Below are 23,018 nucleotides of genomic sequence, written 5' to 3'. Positions count from 1 at the left end.
CGGTCCCATTCCGAACCCGGTCGTTACGGCTTCCAGCGCCGATGGTACTGCACCCGAGAGAGTGTGGGAGAGCAGGACACCGCCAAACATGAAACGAATAGCGAAGGCCCCCACCATGGGTGGAGGCCTTTTCGCGTGTCCAGTTCTAGGAAGCGGTCGTGAGCGCGTCCCTGACCTTCGCCACACCGACACCGATCCCGAAGATCGCGCCTGTCACCAGGAACGTCAGTAGCGACACGGTCACGAGTGCGATCGCGATCCCGACCGCTCCGATGAGACTGAAAAATGTGCTCACGTGGCCTCCTCCGTTGCAGGCTCGTTCCTTGGGTTTTGCCCTTCAAGTATTGTCGCACATCGATGCAACACACGTAGCGTGCGTCACAAGTTAGATAGCTCACAACTCTGGATACCGCTGTGGATTCCGGCAATTCGTGATCATCCAGGCTATTTGGCCATAGGATTTCGGCACGTGTGTGTCAGGAACCGAGTCGCCTACGGGAGTGAGTGATGACCTCAGACAATGACGGTCTGTTGCAGGGCGGGGCCCAAGCACGGACCGGGTCGGCGGTGTTCGTGTCGATCGCCGCCGCCCTGGGCGGGTTCCTGTTCGGGTACGACACTGCGGTGATCAACGGGACCACCGGCGCCCTGGAGAACCAGTGGGGCATCGACTCGATCGAGACCGGTGTGGTCGTCTCCTCCGCGCTGCTCGGTTGCGCGGTCGGCGCCTGGTTCGCCGGCTCCCTGGCGAACAAGTTCGGCCGCCCCAAGGTCATGATGCTCGCGGCGGTCATCTTCTTCGTGACCTCCCTCGGCAGCGCCCTGGCCACCGGTCCGGTGGACCTGACCATCTGGCGCATCGTCGGCGGCCTCGCCATCGGCGCCGCCTCGGTGATCGCTCCCGCCTACATCGCCGAGATCGCCCCGGCGCACCTGCGAGGTCGTCTCGGCTCGCTCCAGCAGTTCGCGATCGTGCTCGGGATCTTCGGCGCTCTGGTGGTCAACTACGGCATCCAAGCTTCGGCCGGCGGCGCCAGCGGTGAAGTCCCCTGGGGCGGTACGGCATGGCGGTGGATGTTCGCCGCCGCGGCGATCCCCGCGTTCGTGTACTTCATGTTCTCGCTGAACATCCCCGAGTCGCCGCGCTACCTGGTGGCGAAGGAGCGGCTCAGCGAGGCCAAAGAGGTCCTCACCAAGTACGTCGGCGGCGACGTCGACACCAAGATCGTCGACATCCAGCGGACCCTCAGCAGCGACCACCCGCCGCGCATCTCCGACGTCCGAGGTTCCCGCCTGGGCCTGATGCCCATCGTGTGGATCGGCATCTTCCTGTCGATGTTCCAGCAGTTCGTGGGCATCAACGTCATCTTCTACTACTCGACGTCGCTGTGGCAGTCCGTCGGGTTCAGCGAGAACGACGCGTTCTTGACCTCGGTCATCAACTCGGTCGTCAACATCGCCGGTACGGTCCTCGCGATCATGCTCGTCGACCGGGTGGGTCGCAAGAAGCTCCTCATGTGGGGCTCGACGATCATGTTCTTCGCGCTCGGCACGATGGCCGTCATCTTCGCGACCGCTTCGGTGGACGCCGAGAACAATCCGATCCTCGGTGACGCGCAAGGCGTCGTGGCCCTCATCGCGGCGAACGTGTTCGTGTTCGGGTTCGCGTTCACCTGGGGCCCGGTCGTGTGGGTCCTGCTGGGGGAGATGTTCCCCAACCGCATCCGCGCCTCGGCGCTCGGTGTGGCCGCCGCGGCCCAGTGGATCAGCAACTGGCTCATCACGGTCACGTTCCCCGAGCTCGCGGCGACCGGCCTGTTCCTGGCCTACGGCCTGTACGCGGCCTTCGCGCTCATCTCGTTCTTCTTCGTCTTGAAGATGGTCAAGGAGACCAAGGGCGTGGAGCTGGAGGACATGGAGGACCTGGAGGGCATCGAACGGCCCAAGCCGGCCGTCTGACGCGCACACGAACGGAAGGGGCGCCCCGGCTGGGGCGCCCCTTCCGTGTTTCCTTGCGGTGGAAGGCTATTCGTAGGCGATCGCGCCGAGGATGTCGACCTTGGAGGCCCGCACCGCCGGGGCGATGGCCGCGACGAGTCCGACCAGGACCGCCGCGCCGAGGTAGGCGGCGATGAGCGCGGTCGGCACCGCGAACACGTTCACGCCCGATTCGGCCAGCGCGGTCTGGACCGCCCACCCCAGGGCCAGGCCCACGGTGACGCCGAGCACCGCGCCGAACAGGGCGATCGTGACGCTTTCGACGGTGATCATGCGGACGGTCTGGCCGCGGGTCATGCCGATCGCGCGGAGCATCCCCAGTTCCCTGGTGCGTTCGAGGACCGACAGGATCAAGGTGTTGACCACCCCGATGACCGCCACGATCATCGCCAGGCCCAGCAGCAGCTGGATCGCGATGATCGCGAAGTCGTAGAACACGGTCGTCTGGGCCACGAACTCGTCGTGGTTCTGGACGCTGACCTCGGGTTCGTCGGCGAGGATGTCGTCGACCGCGGTGCCGACCGCGTCGACGTCGGCGCCGTCGGCCACGTCGACCAGCGCCGAGGTCGGCTTGGTCGTGTAGAACTCCGCCGCGTACGCGGGGTCGACGTACCAGCCGTCGGTGGTCTCGTTGTCCTCCAGGAGCGCCACGATGGTGAACTCGTGCGCCTCGGTGCCGCGGCTGAACGTGGCGGCCACGGTGTCGCCGACGGCGACGCCGAGCTGGTCGGCCGCGGACTCGTTGACGATCATCTCGTCGGCGGCGAGCGAGTCAGGCTGTCCCTCAAGGAACTTCCCGCCGTAGAGTTCGATGCCCCCGGTCAGGTCGCTGGTGGCGTAAGCGCGCTGTTCGGTGCCGTCGATGTCGACCGGGTCGTAGTAGACCTCGACCGCCGCGGCGACGCCGTCGACGGCGCGGATGTCGTCCATGAGCGAGGCGTCGAAGGACGGCGCGAGGGCGGCCGTGACCGGCCCGGTGACGAACAGCTCGGCCTTGACGGTGTCCTCATAGGCCTCTTGGATGCTGGCCTTGACGCTGGTGAGCAGCGTGGCAGTGGTCGTCACCAGGGTCACCCCGATCATGATGGCGGCGGCGGTGACGGCGGTGCGCCTGGGGTTGCGGGAGGCGTTGCGCCTGCCGAGCTGCCCGGCGAAGGACCACGCCCAGACCCGGCCCAGCAGCGCCACGAGTGGTTTCGACAGCCATGCGGTCAGGAGCGTGACGCCGATGAACACCAGGCCCGCGCCGGCCGCGGTGCCGATCAGGTCGTTGCGGTCGCTGCCGAGGTTTTCGGTCAGCCCCAACGCGATCACGGCCACGCCCGCCAGGGTCACGAGCACCCCGGTGACCGTGGTGGCGGTGATCGGCTTGTCGGCCTTGGCCGCTTCGCGCATCGCCTCGACCGGCGGGATCTTGGAGGCGCGGACCGCGGGGACCAGCGCCGAGAGCACGGTGACGCCGATGCCGACGGCCAGCGCGGCGAGGATCGCCGTGGGTGGGATCGCGACGCTCACCGAGGCGGTGTCGAGGGCGAACCTTGATACGGCGGAGGTGAGTCCGGCGCCGCCCGCGATGCCCACGACCGCGCCTGCGACGGCGGCGACGGTGCCGAGGAGGAACGCTTCGGCGAGGACCGAGCGCACGACCTGGCTCCTGGCCGCGCCGATGGCCCGCATCATCGCGATCTCGCCGAGGCGCCCGGCGATGACGATCGTGAAGGTGTTGGCGATGAGGAACACCGAGACGAACACGGCGATGAGTCCGAAGCCGAGCAGGAAGTAGCCCACCACGTCGGTGATCTCTGCGGTCTCGGCGGTCGCGTCGGCGTAGTACTCGTCCCAGGTCAAGGCGGTGGCCTCGGCGCCGATGGCGTGCTCGACGGCGGCGAGGAGCTCACGGTCGCCAACGCCTGCTTCGCCTTTGACCGCGACGGTGGAGTAGGCGTCCTGGCCGTCGAACACGAGGCGCTGCGCTTCGGCGGTGGTGAAGGCCAGTTCGGTGCCGCCCCAGAGGGAGTCTCTGCCGCCGGGGTAGCCGTAGACGCCGACGATCTCGTACGCGGTCTTGTCGGAGGTCATGGAGTAGGCGGTGACGGTCTCGCCCAGGCCCAGCCCGGCGTCGGCGGCGAACTTGGCCGAGACGGCCACCTCGCCGTCCGCCTCGGGGGCGCGGCCTTCGCGCAGTTCACGTGAGGTCGACTCGTCGCCCCAGTTCACGGCCATGGTGGGGGAGAAGCCGCCCACGACCTTTCCGTTGTCGCCGATGGCGTTCACCATCCAGGTGACGGTGGTGCTGACCTCGGCGACGCCTTCGGTGTCCTCGATCGCGGCGAGGGTCTGGCCGGTGACGCCGTCGCGGACCATGCGGTCGGCGCGGGTCTCGGGTTCGACCGGTTCGACGAGCACGTCGACGCCCGCGTAGGCGTCGGTGTTGAGGTCGTCGACGGTGGCCTGGATGGATGCGGTCAGGACCAGTGAGGCGGCGATGAACGCCGAGCCGAGGACGACGGCGAGGCTGGTCAGGGCCAGGCGGGCCTTGCGGGCCGCCATGCCCTTCAAGGTGGCGCGGAGCATCGCTTAGCGGGCCTCTCCGGCGAGCGGGACGCGGGCGTCGAAGCCGCGCATGGTGGCGATGACCGAGTCGACGGTGGGGGAGCGGAGGTCGTCGACGATCTGGCCGTCGGCGAGGAACACGACGCGGTCGGCGTAGGCGGCGGCGTTCGGGTCGTGGGTGACCATGACGATGGTCTGCCCGAAGTGGTCGACCGATCTGCGCAGGAACCTGAGGACTTCGCCGCTGGAGCGGGTGTCGAGGTTCCCGGTGGGTTCGTCGGCGAACACGACCTCGGGCCTGGTGGCCAGGGCCCTGGCGCACGCGACGCGCTGCTGCTGGCCGCCGGAGAGTTCGCTCGGCTTGTGGGAGAGGCGGTCGCGCAGGTCGAGCGTGTCGATGACGCGGCGCAGCCACTCGGGGTCGGCCTTGGTCCCGGCGATCGAGGCGGGCAGCTGGATGTTCTCCTCGGCCGTCAGCGTCGGCAGCAGGTTGAACTTCTGGAAGATGAAGCCGATCTTGTCGCGGCGCAGTTTCGTGAGGTCCTTGTCGTTCAGGCCCGTGAGCGCCGTCTCGCCGATGTGGACGGTGCCGCGGTCGGTGGCGTCGAGCCCGGCGAGGCAGTGCATGAGCGTCGACTTGCCCGAACCCGACGGGCCCATGATCGCCGTGAACGCCCCGGAGGTGAACTCGACCGAGACGTCCCGCAGCGCGACCACTTGGGCCTCGCCCGAGCCGTAGGCCCGCCACAGTCCGGTGGCGGTGACGGCGGCGCGGGTGCGTGTCTTCTCAGGGGCGGGGGGAGTTGCGAGTGGCACTGGAAGGCCTTCCTGATCGGGTGTCTTTCCCTTTGCCACAAGGCTATTGACGAGCGGTTCGACCCGCTTCGGTCCGCGGGCCACAGTTGTGGTCCTCCCGCAGGCGGAGCCTGGTCCGCCCTTTCGGCCGTTCGGCCGATGCCCGGCGATCGCCTTCTCCGCATTCCGGCGCCCAGACGAACGGGAGGGGCGGCGCCACAGGCGCCGCCCCTCTACCTGGTTTCCTTTTCAGTGAAGTTATTCGTAGGCGATCGCGCCCAGCACGTTGAGCTTCGCGGCGCGTGCGGCCGGGGCGAGCGCGGCGAGCAGTCCGACCACGACCGACACGAGCAGGTAGGTCACGATCAGGCCCCACGGGAGCGCGAAGTTCGTCAGGCCTTCCGATTCGAGCGCCTGCTGGACCGTCCATCCCAGGCCGATGCCCACGCCGATGCCGAGCACCGCGCCGAACAGGCAGATGATGATGCTCTCGACGGTGATCATCCGCCAGGCCTGGCCCCGCGTCATGCCGACCGCCCGCAGCAGCCCCAGTTCCCTGGTGCGTTCGAGGACCGACAGGACCAGGGTGTTCACCACGCCGATGATGGCGATGATGATGGCCAGCGCGAGGAGGATCTGCACGGCGTTGACGAGCGTGTCGAGGCCGCTGGTCTGCTGCTCGACGAACTCGGCGTTGTTGGTGACCCCGACTTCGGGCTCGTCGGCGAGCGCCGCTTCGACGTCGGCCTTGACCGATTCGACGCTGGCGCCGTCGCTGACGTCGATGTAGGCCTGCATGGGCTTGGTGATCGCGAAGTGCTCGATCTGCTCGGGCGAGACCCACCAGCCGTTGGTGAGGTCGTAGCCCTCCAAGAGCGCGGTGACGCGCAGCTGTTCGACGGTGCCGTCGCTGAAGGTCACCTCGACGGTGTCGCCCAGGGCCAGGTCGTTGTCCTTGGCGGTGCCCTCGTCGATGACGACCGCGTCGGCGGGCAGGTCGGTGACCGAGCCTTCGGTGACGGTGCCGCCGAAGACCTTCAGGGTCGCCTGGAGGTCCTGACTCGACGACAGCGCGGCGTCCTCGCCCTCGACCTGGGCGCCCATGAAGTCGACGTAGACGTCGCCGACGGCGTCGATGCCGTCGATCGTCTTGATCTCTTCGAGCGCCTCGGTCGAGAACGTGGGGATGTTCGCGCCGGTCTGGAGCCCGGCGACGATGAGGTCGGAGTCGAGGTTCAGGTCGATCGCCTCGGCCGTGGTCGCCTTCAGGCTGGAGACGACCGTGGCGATGCCGGTGATGAGCGCGACGGCGATCATCAAGGCGGAGGCGGTGATCGCGGTCCGGCGCGGGTTGCGTCCGGCGTTGAGTTTGCCGAGCTTGCCGGTGAACGACCACGACATCAACAGGCCAAGGAGTGCCACGAGCGGCTTGGAGATGATCGGCGTGAGCATCGTGATGCCCACGAACGCGACCCCGACGCCGGTGAGGATCCCGACGAGCTCTTCGCCGCCGAGGTTGTCGCTGAGGCCCAGCGCGATGAGGATCGCGCCGACCAGCGTCACCGTGGCTCCGGCGATGGTGATGGTGCGCAATGGCTTCGGCGGGTTGACCGCCTCGCGCATCGCCGCGACCGGCGGGACCCGGGAGGCCCGGACCGCGGGCACGACCGCCGAGAGGATCGTGACGCCGATGCCGACGACCAGCGCCCACAGTGTCGTGGCGGGGACCGTGAACTGGACCGCCAGGCCGCTGAACATGAACTGGCCGACCGCCAGCGACAGGCCCCAGCCCAGCAGCAGGCCCAGCCCGAGCCCCAGGATCGAGGCCACGGTGCCGACGATGAGCGCTTCGGCGAGGACGGAGTTGACGACCTGGCCGCGCCCGGCGCCCATGGCGCGCAGGATCGCCAGCTCGCGCTGGCGCTGGGCCACGATGATCGTGAACGTGTTGATGATGAGGAACACCGAGACGAACACGGCGATCAGGCCGAAGCCGAGGAAGATGTAGCCCATGACGCTGGAGATGACGGACAGGCCTTCGGCGAGTTCGTCGCTGGCCTCCTGTCCGGTCTGGACCTTGTACGTGCCCGCGCCGAGCGCCTGGTCGACGTCGTCGGTGGAGAAGTCCCCGTAGAGGTACACCGAGGAGTAGACGTCTTCGCCGCCGGTGATGAGCTGCTGCGCGGCCGGGGTGGTGAAGGCGACCATGGTCTCGCCGGCCATCGACTCGCGGTCGCCGGGGAGCTTGAAGGATCCGACGATGGTGAACTCGGCGCGGTCGGCGGTGTAGGAGTACACCGTGACCTGGTCGCCGACTTCGAATCCGGAGTCGGCGAGGAACTTGGTGGAGACTACGACCTGGTCGTCGGCGGCGGGCTCGGTGCCCTCCTGGAGGGCGTAGAACTCCTGGTTGGCGTTGGACTCCCAGTTGAAGCCGATGGTGGGCGCGAAGGTGCCCACGAGCTTGCCGTGGGCGCCGATGGCGTTGATCTGGCCCTCGACCGCGCCGTCGGCCGCGTCGACCCCGTCGACCGAGGTGATCGTCTCCAGCGCGTCGGCGGGGATCAGGCCCGCCGAGGACCCGAAGCCCTCTTCGTACTGGGCCGCGCCCTGCGCCGGCGTCACCACGCCGTCGACGCCTTCGTAGGCGTCGGCGACGAGGCCGCTGAGCGACTTGTCCATGGTGGAGGTGAGCACCATCGCAGCGGCGACGAACATCGTGCCGAGGACGATGGCGAGGCTGGTGAGGACAAGGCGGGCCTTGCGGCTGGCCATGCCCTTCAAGGTGGCGCGCAACATGGTTAAGCGGCCTCTTCCTGTGCGGCCGCGACGAGTTCTTCGAAGTGCTTCATCTTGTCGATGACCTTGTCGGCGGTCGGGTCGGCCATGTCCTCGACGATCTGGCCGTCGGCGAGGAACACCACGCGGTCGGCGTAGGCGGCCGCGCCGGGGTCGTGGGTGACCATGACGATGGTCTGCCCGAAGTCGTCGACGCTGGTGCGCAGGAACCGGAGCACTTCAGCGCCCGAGCGGGTGTCGAGGTTGCCGGTGGGCTCGTCGGCGAAGACCACTTCGGGGCGCGAGGCCAGCGCGCGGGCGCAGGCGACGCGCTGCTGCTGGCCGCCGGAGAGCTCGGTGGGCTTGTGCGAGAGCCGGTCGGTGAGGTCGAGGGTGTGGATGATCCGCTTGATCCAGTCGGGGTCGGCCTTCGCTCCGGCGATCGCGAGCGGGAGCGTGATGTTCTCCTCGGCCGTGAGCGTCGGCAGCAGGTTGAACTGCTGGAAGATGAAGCCGATCTTGTCGCGGCGGAGCTTGGTCAGGGCCTTGTCGCCCAGGCCGGTGATGGTGGTGTCGCCGATGGACACCGATCCGCGGCCGGTGGTGTCGAGCCCGGCGAGGCAGTGCATGAGGGTGGACTTGCCCGAGCCCGAGGGGCCCATGATGGCGGTGAAGGCGCCGGAGGCGAACTCGACCGAGACGTCGCGCAGCGCGACGACCTGAGCCTCGCCCGAGCCGTAGGCCTTCCATACGCCTTGGGCCGCAACGGCGGTGGTCTTGACAGGGGATGCGGTGGACACGACGCTCTCGCTTTCGGTGAAGGTGTCGATGTGCCGAGGGTTTCGGTGTTCGGTTTCCTCGTTCGCGGGACGCCGCCCGCGGGTGTTGTGGTGATGCACGTCCATGACGTCGATGCGTCAGATTGTGACATCATACCTGATGTCATTTGACGTCGTGGGTACCGTGGTCACTCATGACGATATGGGAAGCGGGAAGTCCGCGCATCCGCTTCGAGAACGGTCTCGGTCTACGTCCCGAGGTGGAGGCGCACCCGACCGGGGTACGACCTTCCGCTCAGACCGCCTACTCCCCGGAGCCGGGTTTGACCAGGCCGCTCTCGTAGGCGAGCACGACCGCCTGGACGCGGTCGCGCACGCCCAGCTTGGTGAGCAGGTGCCCCACGTGGGTCTTGACGGTGGTCTCGCCGACGGTGAGCGTGTCGGCGATCTCGGCGTTGGTCAGGCCCTTGGCCAGCAGCAGCAGCACTTCCCGCTCGCGGGCGGTGAGCGCGGCGAGGATCGCCGGGCTCCGGTCCCCGCCGCTGTCGCGCTGCTCGGCCAGGCGCCCCAGGAGCGTGGAGAGGATGTGCGGCGCGACCACGGCCCCGCCGTGGTGGACGGTGCGGATGGCCTCGACCAGGTCGGCGGCCGGGGCGTCCTTGGTGAGGAACCCGGCCGCGCCCGCGCGGAGCGCGCCGACCACGTACTCGTCCAGATCGAACGTGGTGAGCACCAGGACCCTGGTCGGCAGCGCCGCTTCGACGATGTCGGCCGTGGCGGCCACGCCGTCCCTCCTGGGCATGCGGATGTCCATGAGCACCACGTCGGGGACGAGCCTGCGGGCCAGGTCGAACGCCTCGACGCCGTCTCCGGCCTCGCCCACGATGTCGATGTCGGTCTCCGCGCCGAGGACCATCTTGAATCCCGCTCGCAGCAGCTGCTGGTCGTCGGCGAGAAGCAGTCGGATCGGGCGCTCGGACATCATTTGACTCCCTGTAGGTGGGCGTTCTTGGGGAAGCGGGCCTCGACGAGGTAGCCGCCGCCGGGCCGGGGCCCGACTTCGAGGGAGCCGCCGTACAAGGTGGCCCTCTCGCGCATGCCGATGAGCCCGTGGCCCCCGGAGAACCCTGAGACCAGGGGCGCTCCCGTGCCGGAGTCGCCGATCGAGATCCGGAACTCGGTCTCGCCGTACTCGACCACGACCCCGGCCCGGGCCTGCGGCCCGGCGTGCTTGATGGTGTTCGTGAGCGCCTCCTGGGCGATCCGGTAGACCGCCAGGCTCACGCCCGTCGGCAGCGGGTATTCCTCGCCGCGGACGGTGTACCGGACCGGCAGGCCCGCGTCCCTGGTCTGCGCCACCAGCGCCCGCAGTGAATCCACTGTAGGCTGCGGCTCCAGCTCGGCCCGGCCGCCCTCCTCGTTGCCCTGCCGCAGCACGGTGAGGATGTCCCGCATCTCCCGCAGTGCGGTGCGCGCGGTCTGGTTCACCGTCGTCAGCGCCTCCTCGGCCGCGTCCGGATCGGTGCGCAGGACCCGCTTGGCCCCCTCGGACATGACCCCGATGACGGAGATGTGGTGCGCCACCACGTCGTGCAGCTCGCGTGCGATGCGCCGCTGCTCGTCGGCCACGGCCTGGGCCGCGAGCGCCTCCTGGTGCTGCTCGGCGAACCGGGCCCGGTCGGACAGCTCCTCGACCTTCTCGCGCCGGTTGCGCACCACCCAGCCGATCCAGAACGCGGTCGCGGCCAGCATCAGGTTCACCAGGATCAGCACCGCGCTGGTCACACTGTTGACATCGCTGATCAGCGGGAACGACGAGATCGCCACCGAGACCGGCACCCACATCGCCGCCGAGGCGGCCAGCGCCTTGAGGAACGGCCGGTACGCCGCGGCGGTGTAGGTCAGCACGAACAGGCCGATCCCGGAGTCGGCGCCCATCATCTGGAGCGGCTCGATCAGGACCGACGCGAGCAGGATCAGCACCGCCAGGACGATGCCGCCCCACAACCAGCGCCGTCGCAGGCAGATCACCGAGAACGGCACCATGACCATGCCCGCCTGGGCCCAGTTGACCTCGTAGTCCGGTATCAGCTGGACCGAGGCGAGGTAGAACGATGCGTAGGCGAGGGCCATGACGACCGCGAGCACGCAGTCGGACAGGAACGGCCGTTCGAAGAACCAGTACCGGAGCCTGGGAAAAGTGGAGGCGACTTGCACGCTCTACACCGTATCGGCCGGTCACTCCCGAATCATCGCGCGCGAGAATGATCCGCGCGTCCGCCTCAGGGAGGAGGGATCTCCAGTCCAGGCAGGACCGTAGGCAGCGGGTAGGCCGGAGGTTCCCCTCCGAACTCGGGGCAGTGCTTCTGGTGGGCGCACCAGCCGCACAGCTTCGACTTCTGCGGCCGGAACTCTCCGGTGGCGATCGCCTCGCGCATCGTGGCCCACAGCGCCTTCACCGTGCGCTCGAACCCGGCCAGCTCGCGTTCGGTGGGCGTGTAGTCGAGCACCTGTCCGTCACCGAGGTACATCAGCCGCAGCAGCGTGGGTACCGTGCCCCGGGTGCGCCACCACACCAGGGCGTAGAACTTCATCTGGAACAGGGCCTTGTCGGCGAACCGGTCCGGCGGGCGCTTCCCGGTCTTGTAGTCCACCAGCCGCACCAGCCCCGCGGGGTTCACGTCCGCGCGGTCGATGAACCCCTTGAGCTGCGTCCCGTCGTCGAGCGTGGTCGCCACCAGGCACTCGGTGCGGTGCGGCTGGAGCCTGGTGGGGTCCTCCATGCTGAAGTACGTCTCGACCAGGCGCCGCACGCCCCGCAGCCAGTCCGCCTCGTCGTCGAGGCCCTCGAACAGCTCCGAGTACTCCTGCGAGCCTTGGAGCTTGGACCACTCCGGCTCGATCATCGCCAGCGCCTCGGTGGTGGTGCGCCGGCCCGCGTCCAGTTCGTAGAGCCGCTCCAGCACCGAGTGGACCAGCGTGCCCTGCACCTGCGCGCGCGACGAAGGCTCGGGCAGGCGGTCGACCGCGCGGAACCGGTACAGCAGCGGGCACTGCTTGAAGTCCCCGGCGCGCGAGGGCGACAACTGGGTCGGTCGGGTGGCGTTCGACATCCTCCGAGCATAAGACGGGGGTCCGACACCCCCGCCGGGCCTCCCCGCTCAGACCGGGCGGGCCTTGAACGCGAACGTCTTGTACGGCATCGCGAACGACTCCGCGCCGCGCAGATCGGGGTGGGTGTCCACCAGCTCGTTCACTACCGCGGTGATGCTCGCCCGCTTCGCCTCGTCGGCGGTCAGGTAATACGACCGCGACTGCACGAGCCGGACGAGCCGCGCGCGGTCCATCGGCCACTCGTGCGCGAACACCTGGTACTCGACCTCACCGAACACGCCGCCGAAATAGCCCGGCTCGGTCGCGGCCAGCGCGTCCCGCTCGCCCTGGGAGTCCCCGATCGCCTCGGTGAGCGCCTTGACCCACCCGGCCGACTCGTCGCGGACGTTCCAGATCGGCGCCAGCACCCCGCCCGGGCGCAGCACCCGCTCGATCTCCGGGAGCGCCCGGTCGCGGTCGAACCAGTGGAAGGCCTGCCCGGCGGTCACGACGTCGGCGCTGGCGTCGGCCAGAGGCAGCGCCTCGGCCGCCCCCAGGTGCGCGGCCGCGATCCCGGTCGTGGAGGCGGTGAGCTTGGTGAGCATCTGCTCGTCGGGCTCGACGGCCGTGACGCGGTGGCCGAGCGCGACGAGCCCGCGGGTGAGCAGCCCGGTGCCCGCCCCGAGGTCGGCCACGTCCACAGGAGCCTCGCCCGCCAGCCACCGCAGCGCCGCTGCCGGATAGGTCGGGCGGATCGAGTCGTAGAGGTCGGCGGCGGCGCCGAAGGAACGGGCGTTGGCAGCGTGCGCGTCAGTCATGCCCTAACAGTACACCCGTTATGTTAAATCGGCCTCGCTGCCCGGACACCTTCCACATCGGCCGCGTAGCATTGCCGCCGATGTCGACAAACGTCCTGGCCTTCCGCCGCTCCGGGTTCACGCTCCTGCGCTTCAAAGGCATCCCCGTCACCCTCGGCTACACGTGGCTCATCCTCGCCGCGATGGTCGTCGCCATCTACGCGCCCATCGTGCAGCGCTCGGTCCCCGGCATCGGCACGGGCACCTCGCTGTTCGTCGCCGCCCTGTTCGCCCTCACCCTCCTCGTCTCGGTCTTCCTCCACGAGCTCGGCCACGCCCTCGTCAGCCTCCGCGCGGGAATCCCGGTGCGGCGCATCAACCTCGACGCCCTCGGCGGCTTCACCGAGATGGACCGCGAGGCCTCCCGCCCCGGCACCGCCGCCGCCATCGCGCTGGCCGGACCGGCCGTCTCGGCCGCCCTCGGCGTGGTCGGCCTGGTCGGGCTCTTCGCCACCGAGCTCGGGTCCCTGCCCTGGCAGTTCGCCTTCCAGGTCTGCGTCGCCAACCTCCTCGTGGCCGTCTACAACCTCCTGCCGGGCCTGCCGCTGGACGGCGGCAAGGCCCTCCAAGCCGGCATCTGGGCCGCCACCGGCGACCGCTGGACCGGCTACCGCGCCGCCGGCTGGGCCGGACGCGTGGTCGCCGTCGCCACCGTCGGCGCCGGACTGTGGCTGTTCGCCGCCCAGTGGTTCTCCTGGATCGGCCTGATCCTGCTGCTCATGGTCTCCTTCGAGCTGTGGCGCGGCGCGAGTTCGGCCATCCGCGCCGCCCGCATGGGCCCCCGCGTCAAGGCCCTCCACGCCGCGGCTCTCGCCCGCCCGGCCGTCGCCGTCCCCGCCGCCGCGACCCTCGGCGAAGCCCTCGCTGAGGCGGCCGGACGCGAGGTCGTGGCAGTCGACGGCCGCCCCGTCGGCGTGCTCGACCGCACCGCGGCCGAGGCCGTCCCGGCCGAGCAGGTCGCCGCGATGCCCCTCCAAGGCCTGCTCCGCTCGGCCGAGCGCATCCCCGCGCTCCCGGCCGCACTCAAGGGCCAGGCGCTGGTGGACGCGATCGGCGGCAGCGGCGCCGAGCGGTTCCTCGTCCTCGATGAGGGCCGCCTGACAGGCCTGCTCTACACCTCTGACGTGGTCAAGGCCCTCCGTTAAGATGCTTCGGACCTGAACGGGCCCCGAACCGCAAGCGCAAGGAGACACGAGGACAGTGGCATCTGACCTGCTGACGACGGGCGACCGCGTGCAGTTGACCGACGCGAAGGGCCGCAGGGCCACGATCACCCTCGCCGAAGGCGGCGCGTTCCACACCCACCGCGGCAGGCTGTTCCACGACGACCTCATCGGGCGGCCCGACGGCGTCACCGTTACCACCGAGGGCGGCACCGCCTACCTGGCACTGCGCCCGCTCCTGCCCGACTACGGCCTCTCGATGCGCCGCGGCGCGCAGGTCATCTACCCCAAGGACATCGCGCAGATCCTCACGTTCGGCGACATCTACCCGGGCGCCCGCGTGGTCGAGGCCGGGGCCGGTTCCGGCGCTTTGACGAACTGGCTGCTGCGGGCCGTCGGTCCCACCGGCCACGTCTTCTCCTGGGAGCTGCGCGAGGACTTCGCCAAGATCGCCCAGGAGAACGTCCAGGGCTACTACGGCGAGCTTCCCGAGCAGTGGACCCTCACCGTCGGCGACGTGGCCGAGGCCGACCTGGAGCCGGTCGACCGCGTCGTGCTCGACATGCTCTCGCCCTGGGACGTACTGGACACTGTGGAGCGCATCCTGCGCCCCGGCGGGGTCTTCGTCGGCTACGTCGCCACCACCACGCAGATGTCCGAGCTGGTCGAGGCCCTGCGCGAGCGCAAGACCTTCACCGAGCCCGAGGCCTGGGAGTCCCTCATCCGCGGCTGGCACCTCGAAGGCCTGGCCGTGCGCCCCGACCACCGGATGATCGCCCACACCGCGTTCCTCATCACCGCCCGCAAGCTCGCCCCCGGCACCGTCGCCCCGATGCGCAAGCTCAAGCCCTCCAAGGGCCAGCAGGCCCTCCGCGAGCGCAACGCCCGCATCGCGGCCGAGGCGAAGAGTGACGAGACCGCCCCCGAGGACCCCGCGGACGCGTAACACACGACGTCTTCGTGTAACAAGACGGCTTTTTTCTGAGTCGGATTCACGACTCTGCAAGCGCTGAAACGAAAGCGCGCGGACCCGCCGAGGAGTGCGGTCCGCGCGTTCTCGGCGTCTCAGTCGTCGGCGCCGGGGCCCGCGACGGCGGCCTTGTCCTTCCGGTCGCGGACGTAGATACACTCGCCGGGGCAGTCGTGAGCGGCGTTCACAATGTCCAGTCGCAGGTGCTCAGGCACCTTGACTTGCGAACCGGCCGTAGTCAACAGCTCGCCGTCAGTGTCCTTCACGTACGCGAGGCCGTCGATGTCGAACTCGAACACGTCGGGCGCGTACTGCACGCAGAGCCCGTCGCCGGTGCAGGCGTCCTGGTCGATCGACACTTCGAGTTCACGTTCCTCAGCCATGTCCCCCAGATTAATTGCCGCGAAGAAGCTGGCGCAATGTCGGTGTCGAGTCTTACTATTGGCGTCCCCAGCCAGCTACGGTTGGAGTACGAACACTCTCTCTGGGAGGTGTGACCCGTGGCACGAAGCAACGATGACCGTCGACAGAATCTGGGCCAGGGCTCAGAGCACGACGAACTGTCAGGACAGGTCGAAGAGCTCCAGGAAGAACTGGCCGCGGCTCGTCGCCGTCTCACCGAATCGCCCCGACACCTGCACATTCTGGAAGAGCGCCTCGCGGCGGCGCAGTCCCAGATCGATCGCCTGTCGGAGCAGAACGAACGACTCGTGGGGACGCTCAAGGAGGCCCGCGAGCAGATCGTCTCATTGAAAGAGGAGATCGACCGGCTCGCGCAGCCGCCGTCGGGGTACGGCGTGTTCCTCGGCGCGCGCGAGGACGGCACCGTGGACGTGTTCACGTCCGGGCGCAAGTTCCGCGTCTCGCTGGCGCCGTCGATCGATCCCGACGAGCTCGAGCGCGGCCAGGAGGTCCTGCTCAACGACGCCATGAACGTCGTCGAGGTGCTCGACTACGAGCGCATCGGCGAGGTCGTGACGCTCAAGGAACTCATCGAGAACACCGACGGCAGCCCGCCCGACCGGGCCCTGGTGACCAGCCACGCCGACGAGGAGCGGGTCGTGCTGCTCTCCGAGGCGCTCATCGACGGGCCGCTGCGCGCCGGCGACTCGGTCATGATCGAGCCGCGCGCCGGGTACGCGTACGAGCGGATCCAGAAGAGCGAGGTCGAGGAGCTCGTCCTCGAAGAGGTCCCCGACGTCGACTACTACGACATCGGCGGCCTCGACGGGCAGATCGAGATGATCCGCGACGCCGTGGAGCTCCCGTTCCTGCACGCCGAGCTGTTCCGCGAGCACGAGCTGCGCCCGCCCAAGGGCATCCTGCTCTACGGCCCGCCCGGCTGCGGCAAGACGCTCATCGCCAAGGCCGTGGCCAACTCGCTGGCCAAGAAGGTCGCCGAGATGCGCGGCGAGGAGGCCTCCTCCAAGAGCTTCTTCCTCAACATCAAGGGCCCCGAGCTGCTGAACAAGTACGTCGGCGAGACCGAGCGGCACATCCGCCTGGTCTTCCAGCGGGCCCGTGAGAAGGCCTCAGAGGGCATGCCGGTCATCGTGTTCTTCGACGAGATGGACTCGATCTTCCGCACCCGCGGCTCGGGCGTGTCCTCCGACGTGGAGAACACCATCGTCCCGCAGCTGCTCTCGGAGATCGACGGCGTGGAGGGCCTGGAGAACGTCATCGTCATCGGCGCCTCGAACCGCGAGGACATGATCGACCCGGCGATCCTGCGGCCCGGCCGCCTGGACGTCAAGATCAAGATCGAGCGGCCCGACGCCGAGTCGGCGAAGGACATCTTCTCGAAGTACATCACGCCCACCTTGCCGCTGCACGACGACGACCTGCGCGAGCACGACAAGGACCGCGACTCCACGGTCAACTCGATGATCCAGGCCGTGGTCAACCGCATGTACTCCGAAGTGGACGAGAACCGGTTCCTGGAGGTCACCTACGCCGACGGCGACAAGGAGGTCCTCTACTTCAAGGACTTCAACTCCGGGGCCATGATCGAGAACATCGTGGCCCGCGCGAAGAAGATGGCCATCAAGGACTTCCTGACCCACCAGTCCAAGGGCATCCGCCTGACCCATCTCATCGACGCCACGGTGGACGAGTTCCGTGAGAACGAGGACCTGCCCAACACCACCAACCCCGACGACTGGGCCCGCATCTCCGGCAAGAAGGGCGAGCGGATCGTCTACATCCGCACGCTCGTCTCCGGCAAGGGCTCCGACTCCGGGCGCAGCATCGACACCGTCTCCAACACCGGCCAGTACCTGTAAAGCGCCGAACGACTAAGGATCGGCCGACGGCATCCGTCGGCCGATCCCCGTTCGCGCCCACGTGTCGCGGGCCCCGGACCCGGGTAACCGACCGCCATGACCGAAGCTTCGCCGAAAGCCCCTGTCAGCAGCGTCGAAATCGAATCCTCTGCGTTCGGAGGGGGCGCAACGGGGCCTGGACGGACTAGTCTCGAAGGCATGACCGTACGCCGCATTATGGGCACCGAGATCGAATACGGGATCTCCGTGCCGGGCCAGCCCGGGGCCAACCCGATGGTGACCTCCTCGCAGATCGTCAACGCCTACGCCGCCCGCCCCGAGCTGTCCAAAGGCGGCCGCGCCCGGTGGGACTACGAGGAGGAGACCCCCCTGCGGGACGCGCGCGGCTTCACCTACACCGGCGCGCTCTACGACCCCGCCGAGAACCTCGCCGACGAGGACTCAGGGCTCGCGAACGTCATCCTCACCAACGGCGCGCGCCTCTACGTCGACCACGCCCACCCCGAGTACTCCACTCCAGAGGTCACCAATCCCCGAGAGATCGTCCTTTTCGACAAGGCGGGGGAGATGACGATGGCCGAGGCCGCCCTGCGCGCGGCCCACACTCCCGGCATCGGCCCGATCAACCTCTACAAGAACAACACCGACAACAAGGGCGCCTCCTATGGCGCGCACGAGAACTACCTCATGTCGCGCCAGACCCCCTTCGCCGACATCGTCGCCCACTTCACCCCGTTCCTGGTCACCCGCCAGGTCTTCGCCGGGGCCGGGCGCATCGGCATCGGCCAGGACGCCGCCGAGCACCGCTACCAGATCTCCCAGCGGGCCGACTTCTTCGAAGTCGAAGTGGGCCTTGAGACCACGCTGAAGCGGCCGATCATCAACACCCGCGACGAGCCGCACGCCGACGCCGAGCGCTACCGGCGCCTCCACGTCATCATCGGCGACGCCAACCTCGCCGAGTACGCCACGTTCCTCAAGGTCGGCACCGCCTCGATCGTGCTGGCCATGATCGAATCCGGGGTCTTCGACGGGTCCCTCGGGATCGCCGAGCCCGTGGCCGAGCTCCGCGCCGTCAGCCACGACCCGACCTTGCGGCACAAGATCGAACTGCGCAACGGCAAGCGCTACACCGCCGTCGAACTCCAGCAGTCCATCCTGGAGCAGGCCGAGGCCTACTGCGGACCCGATGCCGACCCCGACACCCGCGAGGTCCTCGACCAGTGGGCCTTCGTGCTCGACGCCCTCGCGCGCGACCCGATGGAGCTGGCCGACATGCTCGACTGGCCCGCGAAGCTCTCGCTGCTCAACCGCTACCGCGAACGTGAGAGCCTCGACTGGGGCGCGGCAAAGCTCCAGGCCATCGACCTCCAGTACCACGACGTGCGCCCCGAGAAGGGCCTCTACCACCGGCTCGTGGCCCGCGGCAAGATGAAGCGGCTGCTCACCGACACCGAGATCATCGACGCGATGACCGAGCCGCCTGCCGACACCCGCGCGTTCTTCCGCGGCCGCTGCCTGGCCCGCTACCCCTCCGAGGTCGTGGCCGCCTCCTGGGACTCCGTCATCTTCGACGTGGGCGCCGACTCGCTCGTGCGAGTGCCCATGATGGAGCCCGAGAAGGGCACCAAAGCCCATGTGGGGGAGCTGTTCGAACGCTGCGAGGCCGCCAAGGACCTCCTCGACATCATCACCGCCGACTAGCGCCCGAAGCGCATTCGGGGGAATAAAGCACTCCGGTACAGCGTCGTATCTGGCGTGCTGTCGTACTCTCGCGGTACGGTTTAGTCACCACGGGTAGAAGGGAGAACAGCTATGGCAGCGAAGGACTCCGGCGGGCAGTCACAGTCGCAGCGGTCACGGCAGGAAGCCGACGCCGAGGCCACAGAGGCCGCTGTAGACCCTGAAATCGCCGAACGGCACGAAGCCATCACCGAAGAAGTAGACGACCTGCTCGACGAGATCGACGACGTCTTGGAGACCAACTCCGAGGAATTCGTCCGCTCGTTCGTGCAAAAGGGCGGACAGTAAGCCCCCTCGCCGCCGCGGGGCCACCGGGTGCGACGTCGTACAGGCGCATCGGAGGCCCCGCGGCGGCGAGACCGCCGCCGCGGCGGCCAGCCGCAACACTGCATAGAGGATCAGGGAGGTCATGTCGTGACAGGTCAAGGATTCCCGGGCAAGATGCCCCACGCGTATATGACGGCTGGAACCTCCTCTTTCTCGGAGTTCCTCGCGAATGCCGCCCCCGAACTGCTGCCGGGGCGCAGGCCCCTGCCGCCGGGGGACTTCGCCGAAGTCAGCGCGCACGCCACCACGATCGTGGCGCTCAAGACCGCCGATGGCGTGGTCATGGCCGGCGACCGCCGCGCCACCATGGGCAATTACATCTCCAGCCGCGACATCGAGAAGGTCTTCCCCGCCGACGGGTACTCGCTCGTCGGCATCGCGGGCACGGCCGGACTCGGCATCGAGCTGATCAAGCTCTACCAGGTCGAACTCGAACACTACGAGAAGATCGAGGGCGCGCCGCTGTCCTTGAACGGCAAGGCCAACCGCCTCGCCACCATGCTGCGCGGCAACCTCGGCATCGCCCTCCAGGGCCTGGCCGTGGTGCCCCTGTTCGCCGGGTTCGACCTCGACGCGGCCTCGGCCGCCGAGGCCGGCAAGATCTACAGCTTCGACGTCGTGGGCGGCATCTACGCCGAACGCGACTTCGACTCGATCGGCTCGGGTTCGATCTTCGCCAAAAGCTCCCTCAAGAAGCGCTACCGCCGGGGCCTGAGCACCGACGAGGCTGTGGGCTTCGCCGTCGAGGCCCTCTACGACGCCGCCGACGACGACTCCGCCACCGGCGGCCCCGACCCGACCCGCGACCTCTACCCGGTGGTCATGACCGCCACCGCCGAAGGCTCCAAACGCGTCGACGAGGCCACCGTGGCCGACATCGCCCGCGCGGTCATCGCCGCCCGCACCGAGAACCCCTACGGATAAGGAGAGGAGCCGGACATGGCCATGCAGTTCTACACCAGTCCCGAACAGATCATGCGGGACCGGGCCGAATTCGCCCGCAAGAACATCTCCCGCGGCCGCAACGTCGTGGTGCTCTCCTGCGCCGACGGCGTCCTCCTGGTCGCCGAGAACGTCTCCTCGGCCCTGCACAAGGTCTACGAGCTCTACGACCGCATCGGGTTCGCCGCGGTCGGCAAGTACAACGAGTTCGAGAACCTCCGCACCGCGCTCGTCCGTATGGCCGACCTCCGCGGCCTGTCCTACGACCGCCGGGACGTCAACGCGGCCAGCCTCGCCAAGGCCGCCGCGCAGTCGCTCGGCGCGATCTTCTCGGAGCAGACCAAGCCGTTCGAAGTCGAGATCTGCGTCGCCGGCGTGGGGGCCACCCCCGAGGCCGACGAGCTCTACCGGCTCACCTTCGACGGCTCGATCAACGACGAACCGGGCTACCTCGCCATGGGCGGCGCCGCCGAGCAGCTCGTCGAGGTCCTCGAAGAGGGCCACGACTCCGAGGCCCCGCTCGCCGAAGCGTTCGCGCTGGCGCTGCGGGCCCTGTCCAGCGACGGCGGCAACGGCACCCGCAGGGAGCTGTCCACCGACGTCCTGGAGGTCGCCGTCCTCGAGCGCGCCCGCCCGGGCCGCTCGTTCCGGCGCATCGAGGGCCTGGCCCTGGACGCGCTCATGCCCGCAACCGAGGCCCCCGCCGAGGCCGAGGAAACCGCAGCGGAGACCGAGTCCCCCGAGTCCGACGAGTCCTGACCGTTTGCGACCGGACCGACCGGGGCACCCGCGCTCTCGCGGGCCCGGCCGGTCCGGTCGCGAACCGATCCGGCATTCGTGCCACCGTCCCTCCGCACACCATTCGTCCCTCTCGAGTGGACGATCGGCCCAGGCGGTCGCCGCCGGCCTCGCGCCGGGGCGTTTCGCCTGAAAGCGAACATTCTCCATAGTGCCCGTCGCAGAACGGATTCGTTCGACAGCGAGGGGTATCCCTCTCAACCGAATCGGGGTAGGGTTTCGACATGGACAGGCGCATTTTCGGACTGGAGACCGAATACGGGGTCACTTGCACCTTCAGGGGACAGCGTCGCCTGTCCCCGGACGAAGTGGCCCGATACCTCTTCAGGCGAGTGGTCTCCTGGGGCCGCTCCTCCAACGTGTTCCTCCGCAACGGCGCCCGCCTCTACCTGGACGTGGGCTCCCACCCCGAGTACGCCACCCCCGAGTGCGACTCGGTCGAGGACCTGGTCAAGCACGACCGGGCCGGTGAGCGCATCCTCGAAGGCCTGATGATCGACGCCGAGAAGCGCCTCCACGACGAAGGCATCGCCGGCGACATCTACCTGTTCAAGAACAACACCGACTCCGCCGGGAACTCCTACGGCTGCCACGAGAACTACCTCGTCAGCCGCCACGGCGAGTTCGGCCGCCTCGCCGAGGTCCTCATCCCGTTCCTGGTCACCCGCCAGCTCATCTGCGGCGCCGGCAAGGTCCTCCAGACCCCCCGCGGCGCCCGCTACTGCCTGTCCCAGCGCGCCGAGCACATCTGGGAGGGCGTCTCCTCGGCCACCACCCGCTCGCGCCCCATCATCAACACCCGCGACGAGCCCCACGCCGACGCCGAGCGCTACCGGCGCCTCCACGTCATCGTCGGCGACTCCAACATCAACGAGGTCACCACCATGCTCAAGGTCGGCTCGGCCGACCTGGTGCTGCGGATGATCGAGACCGGCGTGACTATGCGCGACCTCACCTTGGAGAACCCGATCCGGGCCATCCGCGAGATCAGCCACGACACCACCGGCAAACGCCTGGTGCGCCTGGCCAGCGGCCGCGAGGCCTCCGCATTGGACATCCAGCGCGAATACCTGGAGAAGGCCATCGACTTCGTCGACCAGCGCGGGGCCGACGCCACCACCAAGCGCGTGATCGAACTGTGGGGCCGGGTCCTCGACGCCGTCGACTCCGGCGACCTCGACTCGATCTCCCGCGAGATCGACTGGGTCGCGAAGTACAAGCTCATCGAACGCTACCGCGAGAAGCGCGGCCTGCCGCTCTCCAGCCCCCGCGTCGCCCAGCTCGACCTCGCCTACCACGACATCCGCCGCGGCCGGGGCCTGCACCACCTCATGGAGAAGCGCGGCGAGGCCGAACGCCTCACCAACGACATCGAGGTCTTCGAGGCCAAAGAGGTCCCGCCCCAGACCACCCGGGCCCGCCTGCGCGGCGAGTTCATCCGCAAGGCCCAGGAGAAGCGCCGCGACTTCACCGTCGACTGGGTCCACCTCAAGCTCAACGACCAGGCGCAGCGTACGGTGCTGTGCAAGGACCCGTTCCGTTCGCGCGACGAGCGAGTCGACAAGCTCATCGCCAGCATGTGAGGCCCCCGATGCCCGAGACCGAACAGACCCAGGCCGAGGCGACCACACCCGCACCGGCCCCGCGCCGCACGGGCGCGTTGTCCTCGCTCGACCCGGTCGCCGCCTATGAGCGCCGCACCGCCCGCATCCGCGAGGAGATAGCCCGCAACCGCCGCGGCGAGTACTCGGTGCCGACCTGGGTCCTGGCCCTCGCGCTGGCGGGCGTGGTCGCGCTGTGGATCCTGGTCCTGTTCGTGTTCTGACCCGACGCAGACGAGCGGCCCCGCGCGTCGGCGACCGTCACACCGCGATCGGTGATGTTGGCGCTCCTGCGTTCGGTCGCAGGCCGGCTCGAATCAGAAGGCATACCTGGATAGT

Annotated in this window: 20 protein-coding genes; 10 read left to right on the top strand and 10 right to left on the bottom strand. The window is 68.7% G+C overall.

Going from position 1 to position 23,018, the window contains the following annotated elements:
- Positions 1–145: 145 nt before the first annotated feature.
- Positions 146–295: a hypothetical protein gene (locus tag AB0B28_RS22400; protein ID WP_360124880.1), complete on the bottom strand. Its 150-nt coding sequence runs from the start codon at positions 293–295 to the stop codon at positions 146–148.
- A 212-nt stretch (positions 296–507) separates the two neighbouring features.
- Here AB0B28_RS22400 and AB0B28_RS22395 point away from each other — a divergent pair, with 212 nt between their 5' ends.
- The gene (locus AB0B28_RS22395; RefSeq protein ID WP_360124877.1) at positions 508–1,959 is read left to right on the top strand and encodes a sugar porter family MFS transporter; all 1,452 of its coding nucleotides are present in this window, start codon (positions 508–510) and stop codon (positions 1,957–1,959) included.
- A 66-nt stretch (positions 1,960–2,025) separates the two neighbouring features.
- Here the strand turns inward: AB0B28_RS22395 and AB0B28_RS22390 are convergent, their stop codons facing one another.
- From AB0B28_RS22390 to AB0B28_RS22355, 8 genes are all read right to left on the bottom strand, one after another.
- A complete protein-coding gene (locus AB0B28_RS22390) occupies positions 2,026–4,572 on the bottom strand; it encodes an FtsX-like permease family protein (RefSeq protein ID WP_360124874.1) in 2,547 nt (848 codons plus the stop codon).
- Between the two features lie 3 nt (positions 4,573–4,575).
- Entirely contained in the window at positions 4,576–5,367 is a 792-nt protein-coding gene (locus tag AB0B28_RS22385; protein WP_360124871.1) for an ABC transporter ATP-binding protein, read from the bottom strand.
- A 237-nt stretch (positions 5,368–5,604) separates the two neighbouring features.
- Positions 5,605–8,145: an ABC transporter permease gene (locus tag AB0B28_RS22380; protein WP_360124868.1), complete on the bottom strand. Its 2,541-nt coding sequence runs from the start codon at positions 8,143–8,145 to the stop codon at positions 5,605–5,607.
- A 2-nt stretch (positions 8,146–8,147) separates the two neighbouring features.
- The gene (locus AB0B28_RS22375) at positions 8,148–9,029 is read right to left on the bottom strand and encodes an ABC transporter ATP-binding protein (protein ID WP_360124865.1); all 882 of its coding nucleotides are present in this window, start codon (positions 9,027–9,029) and stop codon (positions 8,148–8,150) included.
- Between the two features lie 178 nt (positions 9,030–9,207).
- Positions 9,208–9,885, bottom strand: a complete 678-nt coding sequence (locus AB0B28_RS22370; protein WP_360124862.1) for a response regulator transcription factor — start codon at positions 9,883–9,885, stop codon at positions 9,208–9,210.
- Positions 9,885–11,120 (bottom strand): sensor histidine kinase, encoded by a 1,236-nt coding sequence (locus AB0B28_RS22365; RefSeq protein ID WP_360124859.1) that lies wholly within the window; start codon positions 11,118–11,120, stop codon positions 9,885–9,887. Before AB0B28_RS22365 ends, AB0B28_RS22370 begins: the two co-directional genes overlap by 1 nt.
- A gap of 65 nt (positions 11,121–11,185) precedes the next feature.
- Positions 11,186–12,016, bottom strand: a complete 831-nt coding sequence (locus tag AB0B28_RS22360; RefSeq protein ID WP_360124856.1) for a RecB family exonuclease — start codon at positions 12,014–12,016, stop codon at positions 11,186–11,188.
- Positions 12,017–12,064: 48 nt separating this feature from the next.
- Complete coding sequence (locus AB0B28_RS22355) at positions 12,065–12,814, bottom strand: class I SAM-dependent methyltransferase (RefSeq protein ID WP_360124853.1); 750 nt, start codon at positions 12,812–12,814, stop codon at positions 12,065–12,067.
- 80 nt (positions 12,815–12,894) lie between these two features.
- On the opposite strand from AB0B28_RS22355, the gene AB0B28_RS22350 reads away from it, so the two are divergent.
- Together AB0B28_RS22350 and AB0B28_RS22345 are read left to right on the top strand one after the other, a co-directional pair.
- Positions 12,895–13,998, top strand: coding sequence for a M50 family metallopeptidase (locus AB0B28_RS22350; RefSeq protein WP_360124850.1), 1,104 nt, complete (start codon positions 12,895–12,897; stop codon positions 13,996–13,998).
- 55 nt (positions 13,999–14,053) lie between these two features.
- Complete coding sequence (locus AB0B28_RS22345; protein WP_360124847.1) at positions 14,054–14,962, top strand: tRNA (adenine-N1)-methyltransferase; 909 nt, start codon at positions 14,054–14,056, stop codon at positions 14,960–14,962.
- A 119-nt stretch (positions 14,963–15,081) separates the two neighbouring features.
- On the opposite strand, the gene AB0B28_RS22340 is transcribed toward AB0B28_RS22345, so the two are convergent.
- Positions 15,082–15,378, bottom strand: coding sequence for a ferredoxin (locus AB0B28_RS22340; RefSeq protein WP_360124883.1), 297 nt, complete (start codon positions 15,376–15,378; stop codon positions 15,082–15,084).
- 108 nt (positions 15,379–15,486) lie between these two features.
- On the opposite strand from AB0B28_RS22340, the gene arc reads away from it, so the two are divergent.
- The 7 genes from arc to AB0B28_RS22305 all read left to right on the top strand — a co-directional run bounded on the left by arc (position 15,487) and on the right by AB0B28_RS22305 (position 22,903).
- A complete protein-coding gene (arc, locus tag AB0B28_RS22335) occupies positions 15,487–17,268 on the top strand; it encodes a proteasome ATPase (RefSeq protein ID WP_360124844.1) in 1,782 nt (593 codons plus the stop codon).
- Positions 17,269–17,466: 198 nt separating this feature from the next.
- Positions 17,467–18,972, top strand: coding sequence for a depupylase/deamidase Dop (dop, locus tag AB0B28_RS22330; protein WP_360124842.1), 1,506 nt, complete (start codon positions 17,467–17,469; stop codon positions 18,970–18,972).
- Between the two features lie 111 nt (positions 18,973–19,083).
- Positions 19,084–19,299 carry a ubiquitin-like protein Pup gene (locus tag AB0B28_RS22325; protein WP_360124839.1) on the top strand — a complete coding sequence of 72 codons (216 nt, stop codon included), beginning with the start codon at positions 19,084–19,086 and terminating at the stop codon, positions 19,297–19,299.
- 168 nt (positions 19,300–19,467) lie between these two features.
- Positions 19,468–20,262, top strand: a complete 795-nt coding sequence (prcB, locus tag AB0B28_RS22320) for a proteasome subunit beta (protein WP_360124836.1) — start codon at positions 19,468–19,470, stop codon at positions 20,260–20,262.
- 15 nt (positions 20,263–20,277) lie between these two features.
- Positions 20,278–21,039 (top strand): proteasome subunit alpha, encoded by a 762-nt coding sequence (gene prcA / locus AB0B28_RS22315; RefSeq protein WP_360124833.1) that lies wholly within the window; start codon positions 20,278–20,280, stop codon positions 21,037–21,039.
- 263 nt (positions 21,040–21,302) lie between these two features.
- Positions 21,303–22,661 (top strand): Pup--protein ligase, encoded by a 1,359-nt coding sequence (gene pafA, locus AB0B28_RS22310; protein WP_360124830.1) that lies wholly within the window; start codon positions 21,303–21,305, stop codon positions 22,659–22,661.
- Positions 22,662–22,669: 8 nt separating this feature from the next.
- Positions 22,670–22,903, top strand: coding sequence for a hypothetical protein (locus AB0B28_RS22305; RefSeq protein WP_360124827.1), 234 nt, complete (start codon positions 22,670–22,672; stop codon positions 22,901–22,903).
- The last annotated feature ends 115 nt before the right edge of the window (positions 22,904–23,018 follow it).

It is taken from the genome of Glycomyces sp. NPDC046736 (assembly GCF_040645615.1).
Classification (GTDB): Bacteria; Actinomycetota; Actinomycetes; order Mycobacteriales; family Micromonosporaceae; genus Glycomyces.
This window is presented reverse-complemented; position numbering and strand designations above follow the sequence as displayed.

Bases quoted from the DNA above. Each gene is read 5' to 3' on its own strand.
- AB0B28_RS22395 (WP_360124877.1), top strand. From the start codon at position 508: ATGACCTCAGACAATGACGGTCTGTTGCAGGGCGGGGCCCAAGCACGG.
- AB0B28_RS22390 (WP_360124874.1), bottom strand. From the start codon at position 4,572: ATGCTCCGCGCCACCTTGAAGGGCATGGCGGCCCGCAAGGCCCGCCTG.
- AB0B28_RS22380 (WP_360124868.1), bottom strand. From the start codon at position 8,145: ATGTTGCGCGCCACCTTGAAGGGCATGGCCAGCCGCAAGGCCCGCCTT.
- AB0B28_RS22375 (WP_360124865.1), bottom strand. From the start codon at position 9,029: ATGGACGTGCATCACCACAACACCCGCGGGCGGCGTCCCGCGAACGAG.
- AB0B28_RS22370 (WP_360124862.1), bottom strand. From the start codon at position 9,885: ATGTCCGAGCGCCCGATCCGACTGCTTCTCGCCGACGACCAGCAGCTG.
- AB0B28_RS22360 (WP_360124856.1), bottom strand. From the start codon at position 12,016: ATGTCGAACGCCACCCGACCGACCCAGTTGTCGCCCTCGCGCGCCGGG.
- AB0B28_RS22355 (WP_360124853.1), bottom strand. From the start codon at position 12,814: ATGACTGACGCGCACGCTGCCAACGCCCGTTCCTTCGGCGCCGCCGCC.
- AB0B28_RS22350 (WP_360124850.1), top strand. From the start codon at position 12,895: ATGTCGACAAACGTCCTGGCCTTCCGCCGCTCCGGGTTCACGCTCCTG.
- dop (WP_360124842.1), top strand. From the start codon at position 17,467: ATGACCGTACGCCGCATTATGGGCACCGAGATCGAATACGGGATCTCC.
- AB0B28_RS22325 (WP_360124839.1), top strand. From the start codon at position 19,084: ATGGCAGCGAAGGACTCCGGCGGGCAGTCACAGTCGCAGCGGTCACGG.
- prcB (WP_360124836.1), top strand. From the start codon at position 19,468: ATGACGGCTGGAACCTCCTCTTTCTCGGAGTTCCTCGCGAATGCCGCC.
- prcA (WP_360124833.1), top strand. From the start codon at position 20,278: ATGGCCATGCAGTTCTACACCAGTCCCGAACAGATCATGCGGGACCGG.
- pafA (WP_360124830.1), top strand. From the start codon at position 21,303: ATGGACAGGCGCATTTTCGGACTGGAGACCGAATACGGGGTCACTTGC.
- AB0B28_RS22305 (WP_360124827.1), top strand. From the start codon at position 22,670: ATGCCCGAGACCGAACAGACCCAGGCCGAGGCGACCACACCCGCACCG.